The sequence below is a fragment of the Perlabentimonas gracilis genome (genome assembly GCF_011174675.1).
Lineage (GTDB): Bacteria > Bacteroidota > Bacteroidia > Bacteroidales > Tenuifilaceae > Perlabentimonas > Perlabentimonas gracilis.
Window position 1 is genome coordinate 38355 of the sequence record NZ_JAANIG010000025.1, and the last position, 22341, is coordinate 60695.

Annotated in this window: 24 protein-coding genes; 11 read left to right on the plus strand and 13 right to left on the minus strand. The window is 44.8% G+C overall.

Going from position 1 to position 22341, the window contains the following annotated elements; genetic code table 11:
• Positions 1-3 precede the first annotated feature (3 nt).
• Positions 4-1410 carry a POTRA domain-containing protein gene (locus G8O23_RS11350; RefSeq protein WP_166364877.1) on the minus strand — a complete coding sequence of 469 codons (1407 nt, stop codon included), beginning with the start codon at positions 1408-1410 and terminating at the stop codon, positions 4-6.
• Between the two features lie 7 nt (positions 1411-1417).
• Positions 1418-2083: a CBS domain-containing protein gene (locus G8O23_RS11355; RefSeq protein ID WP_166364879.1), complete on the minus strand. Its 666-nt coding sequence runs from the start codon at positions 2081-2083 to the stop codon at positions 1418-1420.
• 59 nt (positions 2084-2142) lie between these two features.
• On the opposite strand from G8O23_RS11355, the gene G8O23_RS11360 reads away from it, so the two are divergent.
• A complete protein-coding gene (locus G8O23_RS11360) occupies positions 2143-2862 on the plus strand; it encodes a pyridoxine 5'-phosphate synthase (RefSeq protein WP_166364881.1) in 720 nt (239 codons plus the stop codon).
• A 2-nt stretch (positions 2863-2864) separates the two neighbouring features.
• The gene (locus tag G8O23_RS11365; protein WP_166364883.1) at positions 2865-3677 is read left to right on the plus strand and encodes an alpha/beta fold hydrolase; all 813 of its coding nucleotides are present in this window, start codon (positions 2865-2867) and stop codon (positions 3675-3677) included.
• Here G8O23_RS11365 and G8O23_RS11370 read toward each other — a convergent pair.
• Entirely contained in the window at positions 3674-4393 is a 720-nt protein-coding gene (locus G8O23_RS11370) for a 3'-5' exonuclease (RefSeq protein WP_166364885.1), read from the minus strand. The two genes, G8O23_RS11365 and G8O23_RS11370, sit on opposite strands and share 4 nt — an antisense overlap.
• Positions 4394-4414: 21 nt before the next feature.
• A complete protein-coding gene (udk, locus tag G8O23_RS11375) occupies positions 4415-5026 on the minus strand; it encodes a uridine kinase (protein ID WP_166364887.1) in 612 nt (203 codons plus the stop codon).
• Between the two features lie 142 nt (positions 5027-5168).
• On the opposite strand from udk, the gene G8O23_RS11380 reads away from it, so the two are divergent.
• The 4 genes from G8O23_RS11380 to G8O23_RS11395 all read left to right on the plus strand — a co-directional run bounded on the left by G8O23_RS11380 (position 5169) and on the right by G8O23_RS11395 (position 8573).
• Positions 5169-6149 carry a type I phosphomannose isomerase catalytic subunit gene (locus G8O23_RS11380; RefSeq protein WP_166364889.1) on the plus strand — a complete coding sequence of 327 codons (981 nt, stop codon included), beginning with the start codon at positions 5169-5171 and terminating at the stop codon, positions 6147-6149.
• A gap of 198 nt (positions 6150-6347) precedes the next feature.
• Positions 6348-6932: a SiaB family protein kinase gene (locus G8O23_RS11385; protein ID WP_166364891.1), complete on the plus strand. Its 585-nt coding sequence runs from the start codon at positions 6348-6350 to the stop codon at positions 6930-6932.
• A 66-nt stretch (positions 6933-6998) separates the two neighbouring features.
• Positions 6999-7976, plus strand: coding sequence for a hypothetical protein (locus G8O23_RS11390; RefSeq protein ID WP_166364893.1), 978 nt, complete (start codon positions 6999-7001; stop codon positions 7974-7976).
• Positions 7977-8042: 66 nt separating this feature from the next.
• Complete coding sequence (locus G8O23_RS11395; protein WP_166364895.1) at positions 8043-8573, plus strand: flavin reductase; 531 nt, start codon at positions 8043-8045, stop codon at positions 8571-8573.
• 19 nt (positions 8574-8592) lie between these two features.
• Here G8O23_RS11395 and G8O23_RS11400 read toward each other — a convergent pair whose 3' ends face one another.
• The 9 genes from G8O23_RS11400 to G8O23_RS11440 form a co-directional block, all read right to left on the minus strand.
• Positions 8593-8982, minus strand: a complete 390-nt coding sequence (locus G8O23_RS11400; RefSeq protein ID WP_166364897.1) for an RNA-binding S4 domain-containing protein — start codon at positions 8980-8982, stop codon at positions 8593-8595.
• 7 nt (positions 8983-8989) lie between these two features.
• A complete protein-coding gene (gene pth, locus G8O23_RS11405) occupies positions 8990-9553 on the minus strand; it encodes an aminoacyl-tRNA hydrolase (protein ID WP_166364899.1) in 564 nt (187 codons plus the stop codon).
• A 21-nt stretch (positions 9554-9574) separates the two neighbouring features.
• The gene (locus G8O23_RS11410; RefSeq protein ID WP_166364901.1) at positions 9575-10156 is read right to left on the minus strand and encodes a 50S ribosomal protein L25/general stress protein Ctc; all 582 of its coding nucleotides are present in this window, start codon (positions 10154-10156) and stop codon (positions 9575-9577) included.
• A gap of 159 nt (positions 10157-10315) precedes the next feature.
• Positions 10316-11260 carry a ribose-phosphate diphosphokinase gene (locus G8O23_RS11415; protein ID WP_166364903.1) on the minus strand — a complete coding sequence of 315 codons (945 nt, stop codon included), beginning with the start codon at positions 11258-11260 and terminating at the stop codon, positions 10316-10318.
• Between the two features lie 192 nt (positions 11261-11452).
• Entirely contained in the window at positions 11453-12064 is a 612-nt protein-coding gene (gene yihA, locus G8O23_RS11420) for a ribosome biogenesis GTP-binding protein YihA/YsxC (protein WP_166364905.1), read from the minus strand.
• A 132-nt stretch (positions 12065-12196) separates the two neighbouring features.
• Positions 12197-13489 carry a M64 family metallopeptidase gene (locus G8O23_RS11425; protein ID WP_166364907.1) on the minus strand — a complete coding sequence of 431 codons (1293 nt, stop codon included), beginning with the start codon at positions 13487-13489 and terminating at the stop codon, positions 12197-12199.
• Positions 13490-13564: 75 nt separating this feature from the next.
• Entirely contained in the window at positions 13565-14788 is a 1224-nt protein-coding gene (locus G8O23_RS11430) for a dipeptidase (protein ID WP_166364909.1), read from the minus strand.
• Positions 14789-14939: 151 nt separating this feature from the next.
• Positions 14940-15617 (minus strand): YceI family protein, encoded by a 678-nt coding sequence (locus G8O23_RS11435; RefSeq protein ID WP_166364911.1) that lies wholly within the window; start codon positions 15615-15617, stop codon positions 14940-14942.
• 112 nt (positions 15618-15729) lie between these two features.
• The gene (locus G8O23_RS11440) at positions 15730-17547 is read right to left on the minus strand and encodes a lysophospholipid acyltransferase family protein (RefSeq protein ID WP_166364913.1); all 1818 of its coding nucleotides are present in this window, start codon (positions 17545-17547) and stop codon (positions 15730-15732) included.
• A gap of 284 nt (positions 17548-17831) precedes the next feature.
• Here G8O23_RS11440 and G8O23_RS11445 point away from each other — a divergent pair, with 284 nt between their 5' ends.
• The 5 genes from G8O23_RS11445 (at position 17832) to G8O23_RS11465 (ending at position 22013) form a co-directional block, all read left to right on the plus strand.
• Positions 17832-18674 carry a hypothetical protein gene (locus G8O23_RS11445; protein ID WP_166364915.1) on the plus strand — a complete coding sequence of 281 codons (843 nt, stop codon included), beginning with the start codon at positions 17832-17834 and terminating at the stop codon, positions 18672-18674.
• Positions 18675-18762: 88 nt separating this feature from the next.
• Entirely contained in the window at positions 18763-19629 is an 867-nt protein-coding gene (locus tag G8O23_RS11450; protein ID WP_166364917.1) for a hypothetical protein, read from the plus strand.
• A 112-nt stretch (positions 19630-19741) separates the two neighbouring features.
• The gene (locus tag G8O23_RS11455) at positions 19742-19933 is read left to right on the plus strand and encodes a hypothetical protein (RefSeq protein WP_166364919.1); all 192 of its coding nucleotides are present in this window, start codon (positions 19742-19744) and stop codon (positions 19931-19933) included.
• 5 nt (positions 19934-19938) lie between these two features.
• Positions 19939-21612 (plus strand): energy-dependent translational throttle protein EttA, encoded by a 1674-nt coding sequence (gene ettA / locus G8O23_RS11460; protein ID WP_166364921.1) that lies wholly within the window; start codon positions 19939-19941, stop codon positions 21610-21612.
• 44 nt (positions 21613-21656) lie between these two features.
• Positions 21657-22013, plus strand: a complete 357-nt coding sequence (locus G8O23_RS11465; protein WP_166364923.1) for a DUF4870 domain-containing protein — start codon at positions 21657-21659, stop codon at positions 22011-22013.
• Positions 22014-22341: the final 328 nt, after the last annotated feature.

Consider the following 22341-nt stretch of genomic DNA (forward strand, 5'->3'; position numbering starts at 1 on the left):
TTGTTAGTTTAAGAGGAATGGTGTGCCAATATGAAAAAAGAAACCCTGTTCACCAAATCCGTTGAATGAGTATTCAATGCGTAGCACTAAGTCGTAATACGCAACAATATACAATCCGGTTCCATATCCATAGATCATTTTTCCCTCCAGGCTATTGCTTGGAGTAAAGGCATCGGGTTTTACGTAGCCCGTATCGCCAAAAATACTCCAGTAAAGGGCAATATGTGCTTTTTTAAACTTACCCTCGGGAACCAAAGGCAAGTTAATCACTTTGGTTGGTAGTAGTTCGAATTTCAATGAGTTTTTGTTGATATAATAGCTCGATCCGTTGGTTACGTAGTGCTCGTATCCCCTTATGAAATCGTTGTATCCAATGCCCTTGTTCATATAGTAGGGCAGGTTGGTTTGAGTACTAAGCTTGGTGGAAATATCTGTTCCTGCAAATAGCCTAGGGGCCACCTTGCCATACAACCCGGTGGTTAGCTTAATGTACCACAGGTCTAGGGGTTCGTTCTTGAATAATCCTAGCTTGCCCACTTCCGATTTTAAAAGATATCCATGCAGCGGAAAAATCTTTGAATTTCGCTTATCGAGGGTTGCCTCGTACTTTATGTGGCTATACCAAAACGAGTTGTTTCCAGCCCCAAAGTAGTTGGGGTTAAGGGTGGCCAGCGAGTCGGATATTGTTGCTTGTAATGCCCCAATAGTAAGGGCATGATACCAGTGGTGCTTAGGCCTGTAGTGGTAAGTTATGTCGGCAAAAAGCACTTTTCTGGCCGGGCCGTTGTCCGATCTGAAGTAGTTTGGTTGGTTACCAAAGGTGTTGTAGTTTATTTCCCGGTTGGTGAAGTAGGATGCCAATGCCGATATTCCATGCTTTTTCTCCCTATCCAGGTTCTGCGTAATGTACTGCAGAACCACCTCGTTCCTGTACCCAAGTACCATCCTTAACCTTATTTGCTCGCGCATACCCCTAAAGTTATTCACCTTGATATATGCACCGTAGTTAAGTTTCGAAAAGCTAGCATTCCTCAAAAAGGCGCTAAGGTTCCTGTCTTCAAACTCTAGAATTGGAAAAGGCCAAATGTACCATCGTTCCTCCACATCGATATCCCATTCCACCGATTTATCGGATATATTGTAGCTAATGGTTATAAAATTGAAAAGCAGTGTGTTATTAAGGTTTTCTTTACTTTGGTTAGCATACCCCGATAAGTCGTAAATACTTAGGCTGTCGCCTAGCCTAAAGGGTAGCTCACGCAGGATAATTTTTTCGTTGGTTATGGTATTCCCAGTGATGTTAATAGATCTAACAATAAGGATATTTTCGTTTTCAGTCCCGTGGCTAGCTAAGCGTAACAAGGATGAGAAAGCAACAAGCAGAAAGATATGGCGAAAACATTTGGTCATGCAAAGGCTATGTGTTCAAGTACTTCATTAGCAAATTGTAACGATCCTCAAGTAGGTCCTCCTCCTCGTCATGCTTCATGTATGCTCCCTTCACGTTGTAGTTGTAGCGGTTAAACGTTTGGATAATTGAGGTTAAGTCGGTTACATTAAGCTTAAGGGTTAGCTCTATTTGGGTTGTATTTGGATTTGAGGCGAGGAACGTACCCAGAATCTTGGCATCGTTTCCTTCCACTATTTGGGCTATTTGTGCTAGCGAGTAGTCGTTATGGTTAAGTTCTAAAACTACTACTCCTCCCGGGTTTTTAAGTGCAGCAAAGTCGGCAAAATGGTGCAGCATATCTGTAATGGTGATTACTCCAAGGTAGTGCTTGCGATGATCGAGCACTGGCACCAAGCTAAGCTTAAGCCGCGAGGCCATTTCCAAGGCCTCAAGTATATGTTGCCCCTCGGTGATGTAAGGCCTTACCAGCGATAGCTGGTGGTTGCCAATGGGCTCCTCGGGCAGGTTCAGGTCGTAGATGTCGGTCTCCGAAACCAAACCTAAAAAATCCTTGCTATTAACTATGGGAAGATGGCTCACCTTGAATATATCCATCCAGTTTAGCGCCGAGATTCCCGTGTCCGAGGTCTTTAGCGAGGGGACAATATCCGAAATCATCTCTTTTGCCAGCATACTCTATTTCCCTTTAAAAATTAGCTACCTTTGCAAATGTAACTCCAAATATAATTAAAATGACACGTCTGAGTGTAAATATTAATAAAATAGCAACCCTCCGCAACGCTCGGGGTGGCGATATACCCAACGTAGTGAAGGCCGCAGTTGATTGCCAGCGTTTTGGCGCCGAAGGGATTACCGTTCATCCTCGCCCCGATGAACGCCATATTCGCTATCAGGATGTTAGGGATATCAAGCCAATTATTACCACTGAGTTTAATATCGAGGGTTATCCCTCGCAATCATTTATCGACCTGGTGCTTGAGGCTAAACCCAATCAGGTTACTCTTGTTCCCGATCCACCAGATGCCATAACCTCAAACAACGGCTGGGACACCATTGGGCAAAAGTTGCTGCTTAAGGAGGTGGTTAAAATTTTTAAGGACAAGGGCATCAGAACATCAATTTTTGTGAATGCTGATGTTGAGCTGGTGAAGCATGCTGCCGATTCGGGTACCGATAGGGTTGAACTATACACCGAGCCCTATGCAGTTGGCTACCCATTGAATAAGGCCAAAGCCCTCGATCCCTTTTTGCAAGCAGCTATAGCTGCTAAGGAGGTAGGGCTTGGGCTTAACGCTGGGCACGACTTGAACCTCGATAACCTGCGCTACTTTACCGAGAACATCCCATGGCTTGAGGAGGTATCAATTGGTCACGCCCTTATAGCCGACGCGTTATACCTTGGCCTCGAGAATACAATACAAATGTACTTGAAGCAAACCAAGGGTTACTAATAATGAAGCTACACGCTAGGCAGCTGGGCAGTGGTGAGCCATTGGTAATCCTTCATGGATTGTATGGCTCGTCCGATAATTGGATAAACGTGGGGCGTGAACTTTCCGACAGGTATAAGGTAATTCTTGTCGACCAGCGAAACCATGGGCGTAGCCCACACAGCCCGAGTCATAACTACAAGGATTTAGCCGAAGACTTGCTAGAACTTTTCGACTACGAGAAGCTTGACAGTGCCATAATAATTGGCCACTCCATGGGGGGGAAGGTAGCCATGGAGTTTGCTTCGAAGTACCCAAGTAGGGTTAAGGGCTTGGTTGTAGTCGATATTTTACCAACGAGTTATAGTGAACTTACCGAGGAGGCCATGGGGCAAGAAAATCAACATGCCAAAATTCTATCATCCCTACTCATGCTAAGGCTCGATATAGCCACCTCACGCGACGAGCTGGATGAGTCGCTATCGCACCATATAGCCGATAAGCGCATACGCCAGTTCCTGCTTAAAAGCGTTAGGCGAGCCGATGATGGAGGGTTTCAGTGGCAGCTTAACGTTGAGGCATTGAGCCAAAACCTTAACTCCATTATGGGGTCAGTGCCTACAAGTGAGCTGGGTAAACCTATTTCCATCCCAACGCTTTTTTTGAAAGGTGAAAAATCGAACTATGTTTATCCTCAGGGGGAGGAGCAGCTCAAAACTCTGTTTTCCAACTACGAGGTTAAATCCATTCGTAATGCAGGGCACTGGGTGCATGCTGAGAACCCAACAGAATTGCTCTCCGAGATACACCAATTTATAAACAAGATAAAAGGCTAGCCCGCAACTTCAATATTAGCAGGAGGTATAAGGGGCTGGTTCTTGTACCTCAGGAATAGCTGAGCCACAGCCAACACATCCTTTTCGCAGTAGGTTACAATTCTATCCAAATCATTCTCGCGGTAGTATACGTCGGCAACCTGGCTACCATCAATATCATCCTTAGGGGTGGGGATGTTAAGTATTTGGGTTAGCAGGTTGAGGGATGTGTAGTGCTTGTAATCGCCAAATTTCCAAAGCTCCATGGTGTCGAGAAATCGAACCTCCCAAGGCTTTTTACCAGCAACATCTAGTATGCTAGGAATGTTGATTCCATTTACAAGCATCCTGCGGGCAATGTAGGGGAAGTCGAACTCCTTGCCGTTGTGTGCGCACAGGTTGGCCTGCGGCTTAGCCGCAAACTTTTCGAGCATATCGGCAAATTCAAGGAGTAGCTCAGCCTCGTTGTGGCCAGCAAAGGATTTGACCCTAAAAAAGGGTTGCCCCGATTTGTTTACAATTAGTCCAACGGAGATGCAGATAATCTTGCCAAACTCGGCGTAAATACCTGCCCTATTGTAAATCTCCTCGGGATTCTGGTTGTTGTCGGCAATTTTTGCGGCTTTCTTCTCCCAAAGTGTCTTTAGCCCTTCTGGAACCTCGCTAAAGCTGGCATGCTGGGGTACTGTTTCTATATCGAGAAAAAGAATATCCTCATTCCTTACTTGGTCGAGCATGGCTACAGATTTTAAGGTTTGCTATACGGATAGGTTCTTTTCAATAATTGTTGTTAGAATGTTTATGGCCACGGAGTTTTTTCCACCCTGTGGTACAATGATATCGGCATAACGTTTAGTAGGCTCAATGAACTGAAGGTGCATAGGTTTCACTGTCTTTTCATATCGCTCAAGCACCTTGTTCACCGATCTGCCTCGTTCCACAATATCTCTTTGGATAACCCTCGCTAGCCTATCGTCGGCATCGGCGTCAACATACACTTTGATGTCCATAAGTTCTCGCAGCTCGGGGTTGGTAAATACCAAAATTCCTTCAATTATCACGATATGCTTGGGCAATATGGTTACAGTTTCGGTAGCCCTTGTACATGTTAGGTACGAGTATATTGGCTGGTCGATGGGATTGCCTTTTTTTAGCTTGGCCACGTGATCAACAAGCAGTTCGAATTCAATGGACGATGGATGGTCGAAATTAATTTCCTGCCGTTGTTCCAAAGGTAGGTGTGAGCTATCCTTGTAGTATGAATCCTGGGGAATTATAACCACCTCGCCCGGGGGCAGGCATCCTGTAATACGTTTAACCACAGTAGTTTTTCCCGATCCAGTTCCACCTGCTATGCCTACAATTAACATTATGCGATTTGAATTTAATGGTTAACTTTGTAAAGTTAGTGTCTAAGGTAAGGGTAATTTTTAATATTTATTACCAGTACAATGAACAAATAGCATTGCAAGAATGCTATAAATGGCCAAAAATACAAATCTTTGCTTTAATATGATTTATCCCTTAAAATTTTCGCCTCAGCTTAAGTATCGCCTTTGGGGAGGCACCCGATTACGTGATGGCTTTGCCAAGGTTTATCCCGCAGGTATAGATAAATGCGGTGAGAGCTGGGAGCTGTCGGGTGTTGAGGGTAACCTTTCGGTTGTTGCCAATGGGTTCCTCGCTGGCAATACTATTCAAGACCTCGTGGAGGTGTATATGGGCGATTTGGTGGGCGAAAAAAATTATCAGCAGTTTGGTGTTGAGTTTCCGCTGCTAATTAAACTTATTGACACAACGGATTTTTTATCCATTCAAGTTCATCCCGATGATGAGATGGCCAAGCGTTTACATCACGCATTTGGGAAAACCGAGATGTGGTACATTATCGACAGCGAGGAGGACTCGAAAATTATTACAGGATTTAACCCCAAGATAAGCCGTGAGCAGTTTGAAAATCTTGTAAAGGAAGGAGGATTTGAAGAACACTTTAATTACGAACAGGTTAAGCCCGACGATTACTTTTACATCCCAGCTCGTAGCATGCACTCGCTGGGGAAGGGCATTACACTGCTCGAAATACAGCAAACCTCCGATGTAACCTACAGGGTTTACGACTGGGGTAGGGTAGAACCCGATGGGAAACCCCGGGAGTTGCACACCGAGTGGGCAAAGGAAGCGATTGACTTTGATGCCGATCCAATTCCTCGTGAACATAGTCCGTTGGGGCTAAATCAGCCCCAAGAGCTAAAAAGCACACCCTACTTCTCAGTAAATAGGCTTGCTATCGATAAGGAGATGGAAAGAGATTTTTTCGAGCTCGATACCTTTAGGATATATTTTTGTGTCGATGGCCATGCGAACGTATGCACCGCCGACAACGATGATGTGGTCATTAAAGCTGGTGAACTGGTGTTGATTCCAGCAAGTATCCAAAGTGCGGTTCTTAAACCTCAGCGCAACAGTAAACTGCTCGAGGTGTATATCAAGTAGGAGTGGTTGATACACTTGTATTCACATTTCGGAACTACTTACATTAAAAAGTGTTAAAAAAACGAAAAAATATTTCAATAGCTGAGCATTGTTAAGACTAATGTAGGTGTAAGGCAAGGTTATTGTTTAACAAAAAATTCAAATATTTTTTATAATAACATAGTTACATATTGTATTTTTAAGTAATTTCAATCCTTAATGGATAATATAATATACTTTATTAAATCTACTCTCTCTAGTGAGATGGCCACTAGTGGTTTCCCCTTGATATATAAGGGGGAGATGAACCACCAGATTATGCGATCGTTCGCATTTATGGCCAACAGAAAGATTATAGAAAAGAACCTACCCACCTCAACCCGTAAGAGGGTGTTCCATATAATGATTGAATGTTTGCAGAATGTAACCAAGCATTCCGATGATTTTGACAAGAAGGACAAGCAGGTTGGAAACGGTCTCTTTATAATTGGACAGAATAAGGACTCGTTTTATGTAGTAACAGGGAACCTTGTGCAAAACGAAAAGATTAAAGCTTTAGAGGAGAGGCTAATAAAGATTAACCAGGCTAATTCCCAGGAGTTGAAAGACATATTCCTTAAGCAGATGATGGAGGGCCAGCTGAATGAGAAGGGGGGAGCCGGTTTGGGGTTAATTGATATTGCCCGCAAATCGGGACGTAAGCTTTTTTACCACTTTGTACCATTCGATAACCGTCGGCATTACTTCCTCCTAGCTGTTTCAATTCCCTTTGAGAATAGCACCAAGGCAAACCCCGACGAATAGCAAAAATCTTTGCAATACTTTCAATGATTTTACTAAATTTGCTTTTTGCATCGAAACAAAATTGTTATGAGAAATATTTTTGCAACCCTAGCGCTAGCTGCTATCTCGATATCACTTTTTGGGCAGCCCAAGGATGAGGAGAAGGAGCGCCAACGGATCGCCGAAAGCAACATAAAGACCATTACCCAGTGGACCCATCGGTTTTCGGGCGATAAGCCTAACCCCAATGGTTACAAAACCAGTATAACCCAGTACGATAAGAACGGCAACCCGGTCGAGATAATCAACTACCGCTCCAATGGCGAAATCTCGTCCCGGTTACTATACAAGTACAACAGCCAAAACCTTAGGACGGAGTATGTGATGTACCAACGCATTCATAGGCCTGAGCTGGAGGTTAGCTATAAGCAATCGTTTCACTACAACGATAAAGGGCTAAAAACTCACGAGGTGGTGTTCGACGGACAGGCAGGTTACCGTATAACCTACGAGTATTATCCAGATGATAACCTGAAGGAGATAGTAAAGTACGGCGCTGGCAACAGGGTTGACGAAAGGTGGGTGTATACCTATAAAGATAATATTCAGGAGATCAGCATATTTAAGCCCGATAAGGTTCTCTCATCGAGAATGCGTAAGGAGCACGATGAGCACTGGAACCTCCTTCGTGATATTCGACTCGACGATAAGGGGAACGAGCTCAAGCGAATTGTTAACAAGTTCGACGATAAGAATAGGCTTGTCGAAACAGCCGAGTACTACTCTGGCAACCTATCTAAGAAGCAGGAGTTCCGTTACAATAACCGCGACTTGGTTATCGAGATTATTCAGCATAAGCCCGATGGATCGAGCTTCACCCAATCGAAATATGAGTACGATGCCAACGGTAGCCTTGTGGAGGAGCGTTGGAGCGAAGGCGGAACTCAGGAGTTCTCGCATAAGCAGTCGCGATACAACACCGAGGGGAATGTGCTCGAAACCGATTCGTACTTTGCTCCCTACAGGTACAGGGTGCTGTATAAGTATACCTACGAGTATTTTTAATTCAATCCAACTCTGCACAAAAAGGAGTCTAACCCCAGTGGTGGTTAGGTTATAATCTATTGAGTTATGATAAAAGAATTTAGTGGCTTTCAGCCAGTCGATCCATTTAAACTTAACGAAAATGTATTCGATCTGCTTGACAAGGAGTGGATGCTTATTACGGCAGGAGACAAGGATCGATATAATACCATGACCGCATCGTGGGGAAGTTTTGGGTTCCTTTGGCGTAAACCCATCTCCATTATTTTTGTGCGTCCCCAACGCCATACCTACCAGTTTACTGAGGAGTTCGACACCTATACCCTTTCCTTTTTTGGCCACGGTAACTACCGAAAGGAGCTGTCGTTCTGCGGATCAAAATCGGGAAGAGATTACGATAAGGCCAAGGAGACAGGGCTTTCGCCAATGATTACACCCACAAGTTCAATTGCATTTGAGCAGGCTCGGCTAATTATTGAGTGCCGTAAGCTGTATGCCGATGATATTAAACACGACTCGTTTATCGACAAGTTGATTGACGAGGAGATTTACCCTACTAAGGATCATCATCGATTTTATATTGGTGAGATTACTGGATGCTACCAGAAGGTTGTGTAGCTCTTTGGGTGGGGAAGAACTAGTCCTGCGTATCCCTGATGTTATCGAGCGTTCGGCGTTCCTTCTTGGTGGGTCGTCCAGTGCCACGGGCTCTGTTGCCCTGGAAGGCTAAGAATCCGGGTTCCAGCTTAGCCAGTTCATCGGCGGGGGTGGTGTTCTCAAGGTAATCGGGAACCAGCTTGGCTCCAATCCTACTTTTGGGAATATCCTTCACTACATACGAGTATACAACAGGCGGTTTTCTTACTGAAATTGTATCGCCAGCCTTCACCTCTTTCGATGGTTTTATCTCGGCATCGTTTACTCTTACTCGACCCTTTTTACACTCGTCGGTTGCTATGCTGCGCGTTTTGAAAATGCGGACAGTCCACAACCACTTATCAATTCTAGCGGCAGATTCTGTGCCCATACCCAGGTTACTTCTTATTGAAAAAGTTCATGGTTCGCTCAATTCCAATGGTGCCAAAGCTAAAGATAATTTCTTTAGCTGCAAGGTAACGCTCGGGCAGAATTTCTTCCTCCTCGGGGGTCCACTCGCCAAGAACATACTGTACCTGCGAGCCCTTGGGGAAATCTCCACCAATACCAAAACGTAGGCGGGCAAAATTTTGAGTACCAAGCGTCTCAATTATGTCGAAGAGCCCATTGTGGCCTCCGTCGCCACCCTTGGCCCTAAGGCGCAGGGTACCTATGGGTAGGGCAATATCGTCAACCACTACCAGCAGGTTTTCAATGGGAATCTTTTCGGTTTTTAGCCAGTAAGCTACGGCTTTACCACTAAGGTTCATGTAGGTTGAAGGCTTAAGTAGCACGAAGGTTCGAGCCTTGTGCTTAACCTGGGTAACGTCACCGTAACGCTTAGGGCTAAAAACAGTATTGGACGCCTTTGCAAGTGCGTCCAATACCTTAAATCCGATGTTGTGGCGGGTATTGGAATATTCAGGTCCAATGTTCCCAAGGCCGGCAATCAAGTATTTCAAGATTGCAATATTTTACAGTTACTACTTAGTTTCGGCGGCAGCAGCGGCAGCACCTCTAGCAGCCCTAGTAAGCTTAACGGTTGCAATAACAGTTGATTTTGGCTCAACAATATCAAACTTGTCGAACGAAAGCTCACTTACCAAGCGACTTTTTCCAAGACCCAACTCGGTTACATCAACCTCAATCATCTCGGGAAGATCCTTTGGAAAGCCACAAACCCTAAGTTTACGTGTGGTTAGAGTTAGTTTACCCCCCTGCTTAGCACCTTCGGCCGATCCGGTTAATTTAACGGGAAGGGCAACGGTTAGCTTCTTGTCATCGAATACCTGAAGTAGATCAAGGTGAAGGATTTTGTCAGTTACTGGATGAAACTGCATCTCCTTAACAATGGCCTTGTAGGCTTTGCCATCAACATTAAGATTGATGGTGTAAACATGAGGAGTGTAGATGATGTCTTTCAGCTCCCTTTCAACCAGGGTAACCATTAGGTTCTCTTTACCACCATAAACGATGGCAGGAACTCGCTCTTCTCTTCTAATTTGCTTTGCAAATTTTTTACCTGTTTCGGTTCTTACCGAACCATTCAAGCTAATCTCTTTCATTGTTATTGTACTACGTTGTGTTAATAATCGACGCTACTCAGGACTGCCCCCTCGGTGTTAGCCAGCCCCCCATCGCGCCACTACTAATTTGGTTGAGGGGAAAATTGGGTTGCAAATATAATTACTTTTTTGCAAATATTAGCATTCAATGCTAGCTAGTTAGATTATGAATTTCTCGCTAATAGATTCGAAATTGTAAACCTTGTTTATCACATCGGCAAAGAGTTCGGCCACTGTTAGAACCTTAATCTTATCGGTGTTAGCTCCCTCTTTTAGGGGGATTGTATCGGTAACAACCAATTCGGTGATCGACGATTCGGCAATGCGATCGTAGGCTGGGCCCGAAAGAACGGGGTGTGTAGCAAAGGCGCGAACGCTTTTGGCCCCCTTGCTCATCATCATGTTGGCTGCAGCCGTAAGGGTTCCGGCGGTATCAACCATATCGTCCATTATTATAACATTCTTGCCCTCAACATCACCTATGGCGGTTAGGTCTCCCACCTGATTGGCCTTCTCACGGGTTTTATGGCAAATAATTAGCGAAGCATCAAGGAAGCGTGCGTATGCATTTGCTCTTTTTGCTCCGCCCATATCGGGGGCGGCTATGGCAATATTATCAAGGTTTAGGTTTTTGATGTACGGAACAAAGATGGATGAGGCGTAAAGATGATCAACGGGAACATCAAAAAAGCCTTGAATTTGATCGGCGTGTAGGTCCATGGTCATCACTCTGTCTACCCCTGCAGCGCTTAGCAGGTTGGCTACCATCTTGGCGCCTATGGAAACACGTGGCTTGTCCTTGCGATCCTGTCTTGCCCACCCAAAGTATGGAATAACAGCAACCACCTTGTATGCCGATGCCCTGTGCGCTGCATCTATCATCAAAAGAAGTTCAAAAAGGTTATCCGAGGGTGGAAAAGTTGATTGGATAATAAATACGGTAGAACCTCTAACGGACTCGTCGAGGCATGGCTGAAATTCACCATCGCTAAAATCGGTTACGTACGACTTGCCCAGCGAACTTCCATAGTTGCGCGCAATCTCCTTTGCAAGGTACTCTGAGTTTCTTCCGGTGAAGAATTTTATGCAGTGTTGTTTGATCATGGGGTAGGTTTGTTTTGCGTGCAAATTTAAGTCAAATATGTAAATCGATAAAATTTATATTACTATTGTTTAGCAGAGTTTTTGCAAACTAAAATAGGGTTATTGGGTAATCCTGTTACATGCTGCGTTTAATAAAAAACCACCCAATCGGTATTTATGGGTGGTTAGTGGCATTTCGAACATTACATCAAACTATTTGGACTGCTCCTTAAGCAGCTTGTTTATGTCATCAATGTAGTTCAGTATCTCATCTCGCCCTGTTCGTGTTACGGCTGAGCTTATAAAAATTTGCGGGAGTTCTTCCCAGCTCTCGTAAAGGTGCTTCTTGTACTGCATTAGCGATTCGTTTAGCTTGCTTGAGCTAAGCTTGTCGGCCTTGGTGAAAACCAGAGCGAAGGGGATGCCGTTATTGCCTAACCAGTTAATGAACTCTGAGTCGATTGGCTGTGGCTTGTGGCGCGAGTCGATAAGCACAAAAAGGCAATGCAAGGATTCCCTCGATACGATGTACTGTTTTATCATCTCGGCAAAAACGGCTCGCTGCTTTTTCCCAGTTCGGGCATAGCCATAACCTGGCAAATCGACCAAGTACCATGACCCGTTAATATCGAAATGGTTAATCAGTTGCGTTTTTCCTGGTGTGCCCGAAACCTTGGCCAGGGCTTTCATCCCGGTTAGCATATTGATAAGCGACGATTTACCCACGTTGGAGCGGCCAATAAATGCATACTCGGGCAATGTCGATTCGGGGCATTGTTTTACCTCGGGGCTGCTCTTTACGAATTGGGCTGAACGGATAATCATCTCTGTTGATATTAATTCTACTTACATAGGTATGAAGCAGAACGATTAGCGCAACATACGATGCAAAGGTAGTAAAAGTATTGATTATCGTTGTTTCGCTTGTGCGGCTGGCTGTTTGATATGGCCAAAATGCTACCTGTACGACTCAAGCACTTGGCGTATTGCCCTTTGGCAAACAGGACAGAACCCCTTGGCCTCGTTGCTCTTCATTCTACAGTCGATGTAAGGACGATAAACGCCTTTGCTCATGTAGCCACCACCCTCGTATACGCCCACCGTTTTCTGAAAATCTTTGGTTTGCGGTGTAGGTATGGGTGTGCTGGGTTTCAACATATCGGCCCATTTAGCATCGAAGTTAACGCGAGTGGTAATGTTCTGCTCCCAGGGTTCCACATCAAGAGGGTAAAAGTTCTCGTATGCCACATCCGAGGTGTAGTACTCGTCGCCCAAACCAGCTAAACCATGTCCCAGCTCATGAATAAAAACGATACTCGAGAGCGGATTATCCGAAGTGGCCACGTTGTAGTGGTTATATATGCCGCCTCCACCATAGTCTGCCGTGTTTACCAGTATGTAAACCACATCACTGGGGGCATTGGCTGCAATATCCATTATCTTAAAAGTAGATGTGCTTGTGAGGTATCTGTCAATGCCAAAGGTATTGAAGCTGCTGCTTACGGCTGTTCTGTTCCAAATGTTTGCCCTTGGATTGGTGGGGCCACTTACTTCAGATGGCGACTCTACCGCCCAGATATTAATGTCGTTTTTGTAGGCAGCAAAGGGCTCCTGAGCAAACAGGTAATCGGCCAACTTTTTCACATCGCTACGGAACTTGTCCATTTCATTATAGGTGTATCCCTCTGCAATAAAAGTTATGTCGAGATTTTGGTTGGCGTTTCCGTTATCAATAATCTTGGTAACAGGGTGCTTTGCCCACTGGTTTTTTATAATGCTGATATCGTTGGGGTTTACCTCAAGGTTATACAGCTTTTGGAATTTCCCAGTTTGCTTGTCTCTTGCGAAAAACGTAACATCAACAGTTTTTTTGGGGAATGGAATTCGAGTAACCTGCTCAAAAGCCTTCGATTGGTAGGTAGCCTCATTAACGGTTTGCCACTCCTGAAAAAGAGTGCAAAAGCCATAGGTGTATAACAACGTGTTCGAATCCTTATCGGTAACTTCCACTTTGTAACTACCCAGATCAAGATTGCTTAGGGTTTGCGTATGCGAACCGCTCCAATGAGGTTCAATACTTAAATCTTTTAAGAAAAATTGCTGTACTGTCTCGTTTCCCGCTAAAAAGTAATCAATTCGAAGTGCCTTGTTCTCGAACCAGCTGTCGAAAGCTATTTGGGATTGAGAAGCGTTGTGAAAAAAAACGACAAGGGTAAGCAATGCTACCACCTTATACCGAAACGATTTCATACTTTTCAGAGTTTTTGTAACCAAAATAGTTAAACAACCTGCATTTTTGTGGATTGGAAAGATATGGTAAAAGTATTACAGATTTGAATTTATTGCAAATTCCTCCACTTCGCGAAACACCCTCAGGAAGTTCTCGCCCCAAATCTTGCGAATCTCCTTCTCTTTGTATCCTCTGCGCAGTAGTTCAACAGTAATGTTAATCATTTCGCTGGCATCGGCACATCCATTAATGGCGCCGCCACCATCAAAGTCGCTTCCAATACCCACGTAATCAACTCCAACAAGCTGCACCACGTGGTCGATATGGTCTACCAAATCTTTTACACTGGCCAGCTTGGGGGGGAATTCATCGTCGATGGCGTACCACTCATCAAATGCTTGCTGTCTTTGCTCGGGCTCCAAATCGCGGAAACTGCCCCATTTTTTCCTAACCGCAGCCCTAGCGCTATCGCGCGCTGGGTATGGCTCAGGATCTTTCAGATAGTTGCTAAGTAGGCACATTTGAATAACCCCTCCGTTTTCTGCCAGCTTCTTAAGCATGTCATCGTCTAGGTTGCGGGGGTTGTCACAAATAGCCCTTACGCAGCTATGCGAGGCAATAACAGGTGTTTTGCTGAACTGTAGCACTTGGTAAAAGGCATCATCGGAGATGTGGCTAACGTCAATCATCATTCCCAAACGATTCAATTCTCTTACCACCTGAAACCCAAATGGGCTGAGCCCTTTGTGCTCGGGGCCATTGGGGTCGGTTGACGAGTCGCAAATATCGTTGTTGCGGGTATGCGATAGGGTGAGGTAGCGTGCCCCCAGGTTGTAGTACTGCTGGAGCCTGGTTAAATCTTTACCCAAAGGGTATCCGTTTTCCACCCCTATATATATGGCTCGCTTGTTTTCCTCTTTAATTTTGTATGCATCATCGGCAGCTAGGGCAATGGATGCTCTATTGGGATATCGATTCACGTTTTCATGAACAGCATCAAAAATCTCGAGAGCCCTTTGGTGTACCTCATCGTACTTTTCGGGTGTGCGTTCGCCCTGCCCAATGAATACGGCAAAAAAGGCAGCATCGAGACCACCATCCTCCATCTTTTTTAAATCAACCCTACCTCTTGAGCGTTGATCCTCGCCGCTGAAATCGAAACCATCGCGGTTGAACATGAGCGGTGTGTCGGTGTGCGTGTCAATGGTTACAATGCGGGAGTGAATGCTCCATGCTTTCTCGAGGAGTTTCTCCTCTTTATTACCACAGCTTGTAAAAGCAATAATAAGAGCGAGGTAAAGGGGTAGTCTTTTTGCCATTGGTGTTCTCAGTTTTGGTTAGTCAAACAATGGTAAGACTTATAGGGCTAAAAAGGGTTTAGCTTTTTGTCGTTTTTAAAGATATCCATAATATTAAGGCACAAAAAACCCAAGGCGCAAACCTTGGGTTTAAAAGTCTTTAGCTTTAGGACTACTCCGTTCTAATGGTAATAGTTATTCCAATCTCATCGTGAATAAAGTTGTCCTTAAGGTTTGCAAACACCGATTTCGATCCGTAGTTCACATTCCACTCGGTTCTGTTTATCACAAATTGAGGGGTTTTAGCACTAATGCCCTGCTCGTCGATTTTGATTTTGGCGGGGAAGTTAACCCTACGGGTAATGCCACGCATGGTTAGGTTGCCTTCAATTCTATGGGTTGGATTTACCTTGCCCTCAACCTCTGTGCTCAGTTCCAACGGGGTAACCGTTGAAAATTTGAATGTTGCAGTTGGGAATGAGTCTACAAGGAAGAAATCGGCCGATTTTAAGTGGCCAACCAAATTCTCGTTCATCTTCGGATCGTCAATATCGAGCACTACTATAGAGTTCATATCCAAAACAAACACTCCCCCAGTAAGTTCGCCATCTTTAACAAAGAGTGAACCTTCTTTTATCGATAACGTTCCGTAGTGAGTGCCAGTGGGCTTTGTTCCAAGCCATTCAACCTTACTTAGTGCAAGGTTTGGCGTTACGGTGTTGGCTAGTTCCGCGAAGTGAATTTCTGTCGCATCGTCCGATTTTACCTTTTCGCCCTCGGGGCTTTGCATACAGCTTGTTGCTCCTACGGCCAATACAGCCATCATAATAAATATAGTTCTCAGTTTCATACTATTTAATTGTTTTGGGTTAGCAAATATGTTTTGAAACAAAAAAGCATTGTTCCTTATTGTGCTTAATAAACAATGCTTTACAAAAAAAGTTCACTAGCCTTCGCAACCCCTAATCGTTGTTCGTATCCTCAAAGGTATAGTCCGATAGGTTAAAGCGCTCCAGGATTGATTTATCGTTAATCTCTTTCGATAATGAGGTTATGGTATCGATTGGCACCTGGAATAGATCGAGAATAAGCAGCCCGTCGAGGGCGTTATTAAACTTTGGATCCACATTAAACCCAATAATTTTGCCGTTGAGCTTAATGTACTTTTTCAGTAGCACGGGCATTCTAAACTCATCCGATTCTATATCCTGAATAAACTTGTCGAGCTTGTTGAGGTCGTTACTTTTCTCAAAAATTACATCGGTATCATCCTTGCTTACGGGAACCTTAAACGTGTTGCGTGGCGTTATTAACCGGGCAAACTCATGGTCGTAGTAGTTGGCCTTCATGAAGTTGATGATTAGCCCCTTGGAAAAATTCGAGAAGCGGCTCGATATGCTCACCGGTCCAATCAGGTATCGGTACTCCGGATTTTTAATAAGGAAGTACAATATTCCTTTCCAAAGCAAGAATAGGGGTAGTGGTTTGCGCTGGTACTCCTTTACAATAAACGACCGGCCCAGCTCGATGCTCTGCCCAAGGATGGGCAGAAAACCGTTGTCGATTTTAAACAAGCTTTGGATGTAGAACCCCTTCTTGCCGTACCTGTCAAGTATCTCCTTGCCTTTACCTACGCGATATGCGCCCACAATAGTCTTCTGTTCTTCATCCCAAATAAACAGCTGGTTGTAGTATAGGTCAAACTCATCCACGTCAATCTTTCGGTTAGTACCCTCACCAACCTCTCGGAACGTTACCTCGCGCAGGCGACCCAACTCGGTCATTATATTGGGCATTTCAACCGAAGGAGCACAGTAGATGCAGAAGTTTTTGCTTTTAAACAGCAGGTAGCTCTCGGTGAGCGACTCCACTTCGCTTTGGATAAGCTCGGGGGCAACGGGTTGTATGATGTCCACGGGCTTTGGCTCGGGTTTTAGCCGATAGTTAAAGAACTTCTTTACCTCAATGGATGACCCTAGGGCATAGGTCTTAAGCCTGAGGAAGCGACCAAACCGAGCGATATCGGTAAAATCTTTTTGCTCTTTTACCGAGATTGGTATGCCCATTCGGAGTTTCACCAGCTTGTTCTTCTTGTTTAGTAACTCCGATGGGAGCTTAGCAGTACGCAGCATGGGGTGAATTAGCCCAAGGATATGAAATAGCCTACTATTTGTGCCCTTAAAATACACCGGAACAATGGGCACCTCCATCTTTTTGATGAACTTGATGATAGACTCGTTCCACTGCTTATCGGCCACACCGGGCGACTCGGTATTGTAGTACGTTGACACCTCGCCAGCAGGGAATATGCCCAGCGGCTTGCCTTCACGAAGGTGGTTAAGCGCCCCCTTTATGCCTGCTACACTCGATGAGATCTGCGTTTGCCCCTCGAATGGATCAACGGGGATAATTACTTCCTTTATGGGGTCAATGCGTCGTAACAAGAAGTTGGCCATCACCTTAAAATCGGGCCTTATCTCCGATATTATTTTCAGCAGAATTATCCCATCAATGCCACCGTAAGGGTGGTTCGATACAATTATGAATGGCCCCTCCTTTGGGATTCTCAGTAGCTCCTCCTCGCTAATTTCGTAGTTTATTTGCAGGTTGTTGAGCAGGGTGTTCAGAAAATCAAGACCCTTTAAATGGCCAATCTTAGAGTACTCCTTATTAATTTTATTAATTTTTAAGATTGACATCAGCATCTTGGCTATGCTTTCACCCCCCACGGTGTTTAGCCCAGCCGCTTTTTTGAAATCTTTCGGATCAACTAGTTCCATTAATAGTCAAATTTAGTCCCGGATTTTTTGCATGTTTTATCGTGTCGCAATTTACAAAAATCTTAACTTCAAATCCTGAATTTTGAGCCATTATAGATTTTTTATTGATGTATCTATACCCCTTTAACCCCTGTATGTAAATACAACATAATAGATATTTGTATGTTACATTATGAGAAATATTATGAAAGGTGATTTCAATTATTTATGTTTTTGTTTAAAACAATCAATCAAAGCATTAATTTTGCACTGAATACTAAAGTTGATAATTAAAGACTACCACTATGAGAAAACTTGTTGCACTGCTATGCCTAGTTAGCCTTAGCGCGGCTGCTTTTGCAGAGCGTTACGTAACTCGCCATGAGGATATTAAAACTTTTATGGGAACCACTACCTATGTGGTGCTTGAGGATAATCCCATGTCGGAGTACAATTTTAAAATCAAGGAGGCAGTTGAAAAATCTTGGACAATTACCCCCTACGAGTTTATTAATACTACTCAGTTCGAAGAGATGAGGGGTGATATTAGTAAATCATTTCTAGTTAAGCTTGACATTAAGTTTACTGGTGATAAGCTAGAAGCCACCTATAATTTTTTATCCGTTGTCCTTGGTGCTGGAGTACGTAGGCATACCGATCTGCCCGATATATGCTCACTTCCGCTTGCATACAAGAGCGTTGGTGAGGATAGCTATGCCTACAAGCTCGAAGGACTCATTTTGGCTGCTCAATACCACATCAAGAATTTAGATCAAAACCCTAAACTTATCAAGAAGAATATCTTTAAGCCCTACAACAAGAACAGGAAGCAAGTTAAGGAGAAAGAACTTTGGGTGCTTGAGCAGGATCTGGATCGTAACGTGCGTAGCCTTACCGATGTTCGCAAGAATTACCCCCACACTGTAAGGATTGTTACCCCAGATGATATTGCAAAGGCAGTTGCCGAGAAGAATCCTAACGTTATTTACCTTCATAAGGTTGGCCCCGAGGGCACCCGTTTACAGGCTCGTTGCTATAAAATTTTAATTGACGCTGTCGATGGTAAGATGTACTACTTCAACTACCATATGATAAACAGTAAGCGTGGCGATGGATTTCTTGCCAAAGACTTCAAGCGCATTAAGTAATTTGAACAGTTTTTCCTGGGCATCGTTTATACCTTTACACATTAGGTATGACGATGCTTTTTTTTAGTACCCGCAAAAAATTGTTGATATGAGTTGGAAAAAGTTCACGGTAATAATTGCCATTGCTTTACTTGCTAAAGCAGTTGGCGCTCAAGGACCCTACGCTACATCAGAGCAGGTTAGTGCATTTTCCAATACCAAGCTCCTGGTTGTGATGGACGGTAGAGACGTGGCATTTGATGCTATGCTTAAGAATGCCATTGAGAAACATTGGCAAATAAACGATTATGAGTTGATTAACAGCAATCGCTTTAACGAGGCGAAGACAAACCCAGAGTACTCATTCCTGATTACTCTGCAAACGGAGTTCGACAACGACCCTCATGGACACACCTACAACTTTATGTACCTTATGCTTTCGCATCCCACGGGCGATATTCAGGAAATGCCCGTGATTGCACGAATCCCCTTCGTAGGCTCAACGCTTACCAGCAGCAACGAGCTGCACAAAACCGAGATGCTTGTGAAGTTTATCCAGAGCTATGCCACCGATGTTGTGAAGACTGAGGGTAGCAAGCGGCTTCACAAGTTAAACCATCTCAATAGAAGGATTAAAGAGTTGAAAGGTAAAGCCTTATACTTTAGTGAGAGCCAGGTTGCCTTCAGCATGGCCGAGGGCAAGGATTTTGGCAAGATATACAAGAACTATCATCGAGTAGTTACCGATGAAGAGCTGGTCGATATAGTGAAAAAGGCCGAGAAGGATGTGGTGGTATTTCACATTGTAGCTCCCGGCCCCGATGCAACCTCGGGCAAGTGCTTTAAAATGATTATCGAACCGGCTACTGGAAAGGGATATTTTTACAAAACGCATAGTATTAGCGAGAAAAAACCTCCATTAATTCTTAAGCGCGATTTTCGAAATATCCGATGGTACCCTATCCACTGGCTATAACCAGTGGCCGAATCTGGCATCTTGCTATTGTGCTAATGGCTATTTTTATTAGCCTCTCGGGATGCATAACCTTTACTTGTGACGAGACCAGGAGTGCGGGAGTTTTCACAGTATGAGCGATTCGCAAAGTGGTAATGTGATTACGGTGGAAGGAAAGGTTAAGTACACGGGTTGCATTTGCCCCGAAGTATTGGTTACCTTTGGGGAGCAATACATTTTTAAAGCATCAATACCAGGAACCTACGAAATTATTTTTTCAGGTTTAGGTTCAAATAGCATAACGCATACAATTACAATTAACTAAATATTATGGCCGACGAAAAGATTATTTTCTCCATGGTGGGAGTAAGCAAGGTTTTTCCACCTCAAAAAAAGGTTCTAAACAATATCTACCTATCATTTTTCTATGGTGCCAAAATTGGTATCATTGGGTTAAATGGATCAGGGAAATCGACCCTACTAAAGATTATTGCGGGGATAGAAAAATCGTATCAGGGCGAAGTGGTGTTCTCGCCGGGCTACTCGGTGGGCTACCTCGAACAGGAACCACAGCTCGACGAAACCAAAACCGTTAGGGAAATTGTTGAGGAGGGTGTGATGGATGTGGTTCAGCTCATGCGCCAGTACGACGAGGTGAATGCCAAGTTTGCCGAACCCATGAGCGACGATGAAATGATGAAGCTGGTTGAGCTACAGGGCGAGCTAACCGAGAAGATTGACCATGCCGATGGTTGGAACCTCGACTCCAAGCTGGAGCGTGCTATGGACGCCCTTCGTTGCCCTGAGCCCGATGCAGCTATTAAAGTGCTATCGGGTGGCGAGCGCAGGCGCGTAGCGCTTTGCCGCCTATTGCTACAGGAACCCGATGTGCTGCTGCTCGATGAGCCAACCAACCACCTCGATGCCGAGAGCGTGCAGTGGCTCGAGATGCATCTCCAGCAATACAAAGGAACCGTGATTGCCATTACCCACGACCGTTACTTTCTCGACAATGTGGCCGGTTGGATTCTTGAACTCGATAGGGGCGAGGGAATACCATGGAAGGGTAACTACTCCTCATGGTTGGAGCAAAAATCAACCCGTTTGGCTCAGGAGGAGAAGCAGGAGAGCAAGCGACGTAAAACCCTTGAGCGCGAGCTGGAGTGGGTGCGGATGTCGCCCAAGGCGCGGCATGCCAAGAGTAAAGCACGCCTCTCGGCGTACGATAAGCTGCTAAGCGAAGATTCTAAGCAGAAGGAAGAGCGACTGGAGATATTTATCCCCAATGGGCCAAGGCTTGGCGACTCGGTAATTGAGGCTAACGATGTGGCCAAGGGTTATGGCGATAGGCTGCTGTACGACAACCTCAACTTTAAGCTACCTCCCAACGGAATAGTTGGTATTATTGGCCCCAACGGAGCCGGTAAAACAACCCTTTTTAGGTTGATTATGGGGCTTGAGACCCCAGATAAAGGAACTTTTGATGTGGGCAAAACCGTTAAGCTGGCCTATGTCGATCAGCAGCACTCGGCCATCGATCCTGAGAAAACCGTGTTCGAGGTAATATCGGGAGGCCTCGATTTTGTGATGCTTGGCGGACGACAGGTGAATGCCAGAGCATATGTGGCTCGCTTCAACTTTACTGGTGCCGATCAGGAGAAGAAGTGCGGCGTGCTATCGGGCGGTGAACGAAACAGGTTGCACCTTGCGCTGGCCCTAAAGGAGGAGGGTAACGTGATTCTGCTCGACGAGCCCACCAACGATATCGACGTGAACACCCTACGGGCGCTGGAGGAGGGTTTAGAAAACTTTGCCGGTTGCGCCGTGGTGATTAGCCACGACCGATGGTTCCTCGACCGTATTGCAACGCATATATTGGCATTCGAGGGCGACTCGCAGGTGTACTTCTTCGAGGGATCGTTTAGCGAGTACGAGGAGAACAGGCGCAAACGGTTAGGCGATGAGGAGCCCAAACGCATAAAGTACCGTAAGCTGGTAGAGTAGTTTCCCTTATTATAAATTTTGAAATAAACCCTAAACCTTTTTCTATGGAACCAATAGTTTATGTTAGTAACGAGGAACGCACCATGGCCATGCTTTGCCATTTAAGCGCGTTGGCCATGTTTGTAATCCCCTTCGGGAGCATCTTGGGACCACTTATTGTTTGGCTAATAAAAAAGGATCAGTACGTTGAGGTTGACAAGCAGGGCAAGGATGCCCTTAACTTCCATATCTCGATGTTGATTTATACAATTGTCTCGGGTATGCTTGTGCTTATTGGTGTTGGCATACTGTTCCTTATTGGCATTGGTGTATTCAAGCTGGTGATGATAATTGTAGCTTCAGTCCGATCGAATAGCGGCGAGCGATTTGCCTATCCCTTGGCCCTAAGGTTTATAAGTTAGGTTTTAGGCCAATTCTGTAATGCTATATCAATATCGTTTAGTAAAGATTTTTGTTCTCCTTTAAGTGACTCCTAAGATGGGCGGTTGGCTGTGCCACCGCCCATCTATTCTTGCAGGCTCCCGCCTGCTGCAAGCTTAACCTAGGTAATTTACCCATTTGGCCTAAGTGGTTCGGCTTTCACCAATTCCACCCTGCTACCATACGATTGGCCTTGCCGAGCTCTCTCGTCAAGTTTCCACCTATACGAGAACGGTTCGTCAGCAGCCTGGGGCTAACCTGATGTAAACTTACTGCATCCAACCTTTCTAAATCTAGCCCCCAACCCTT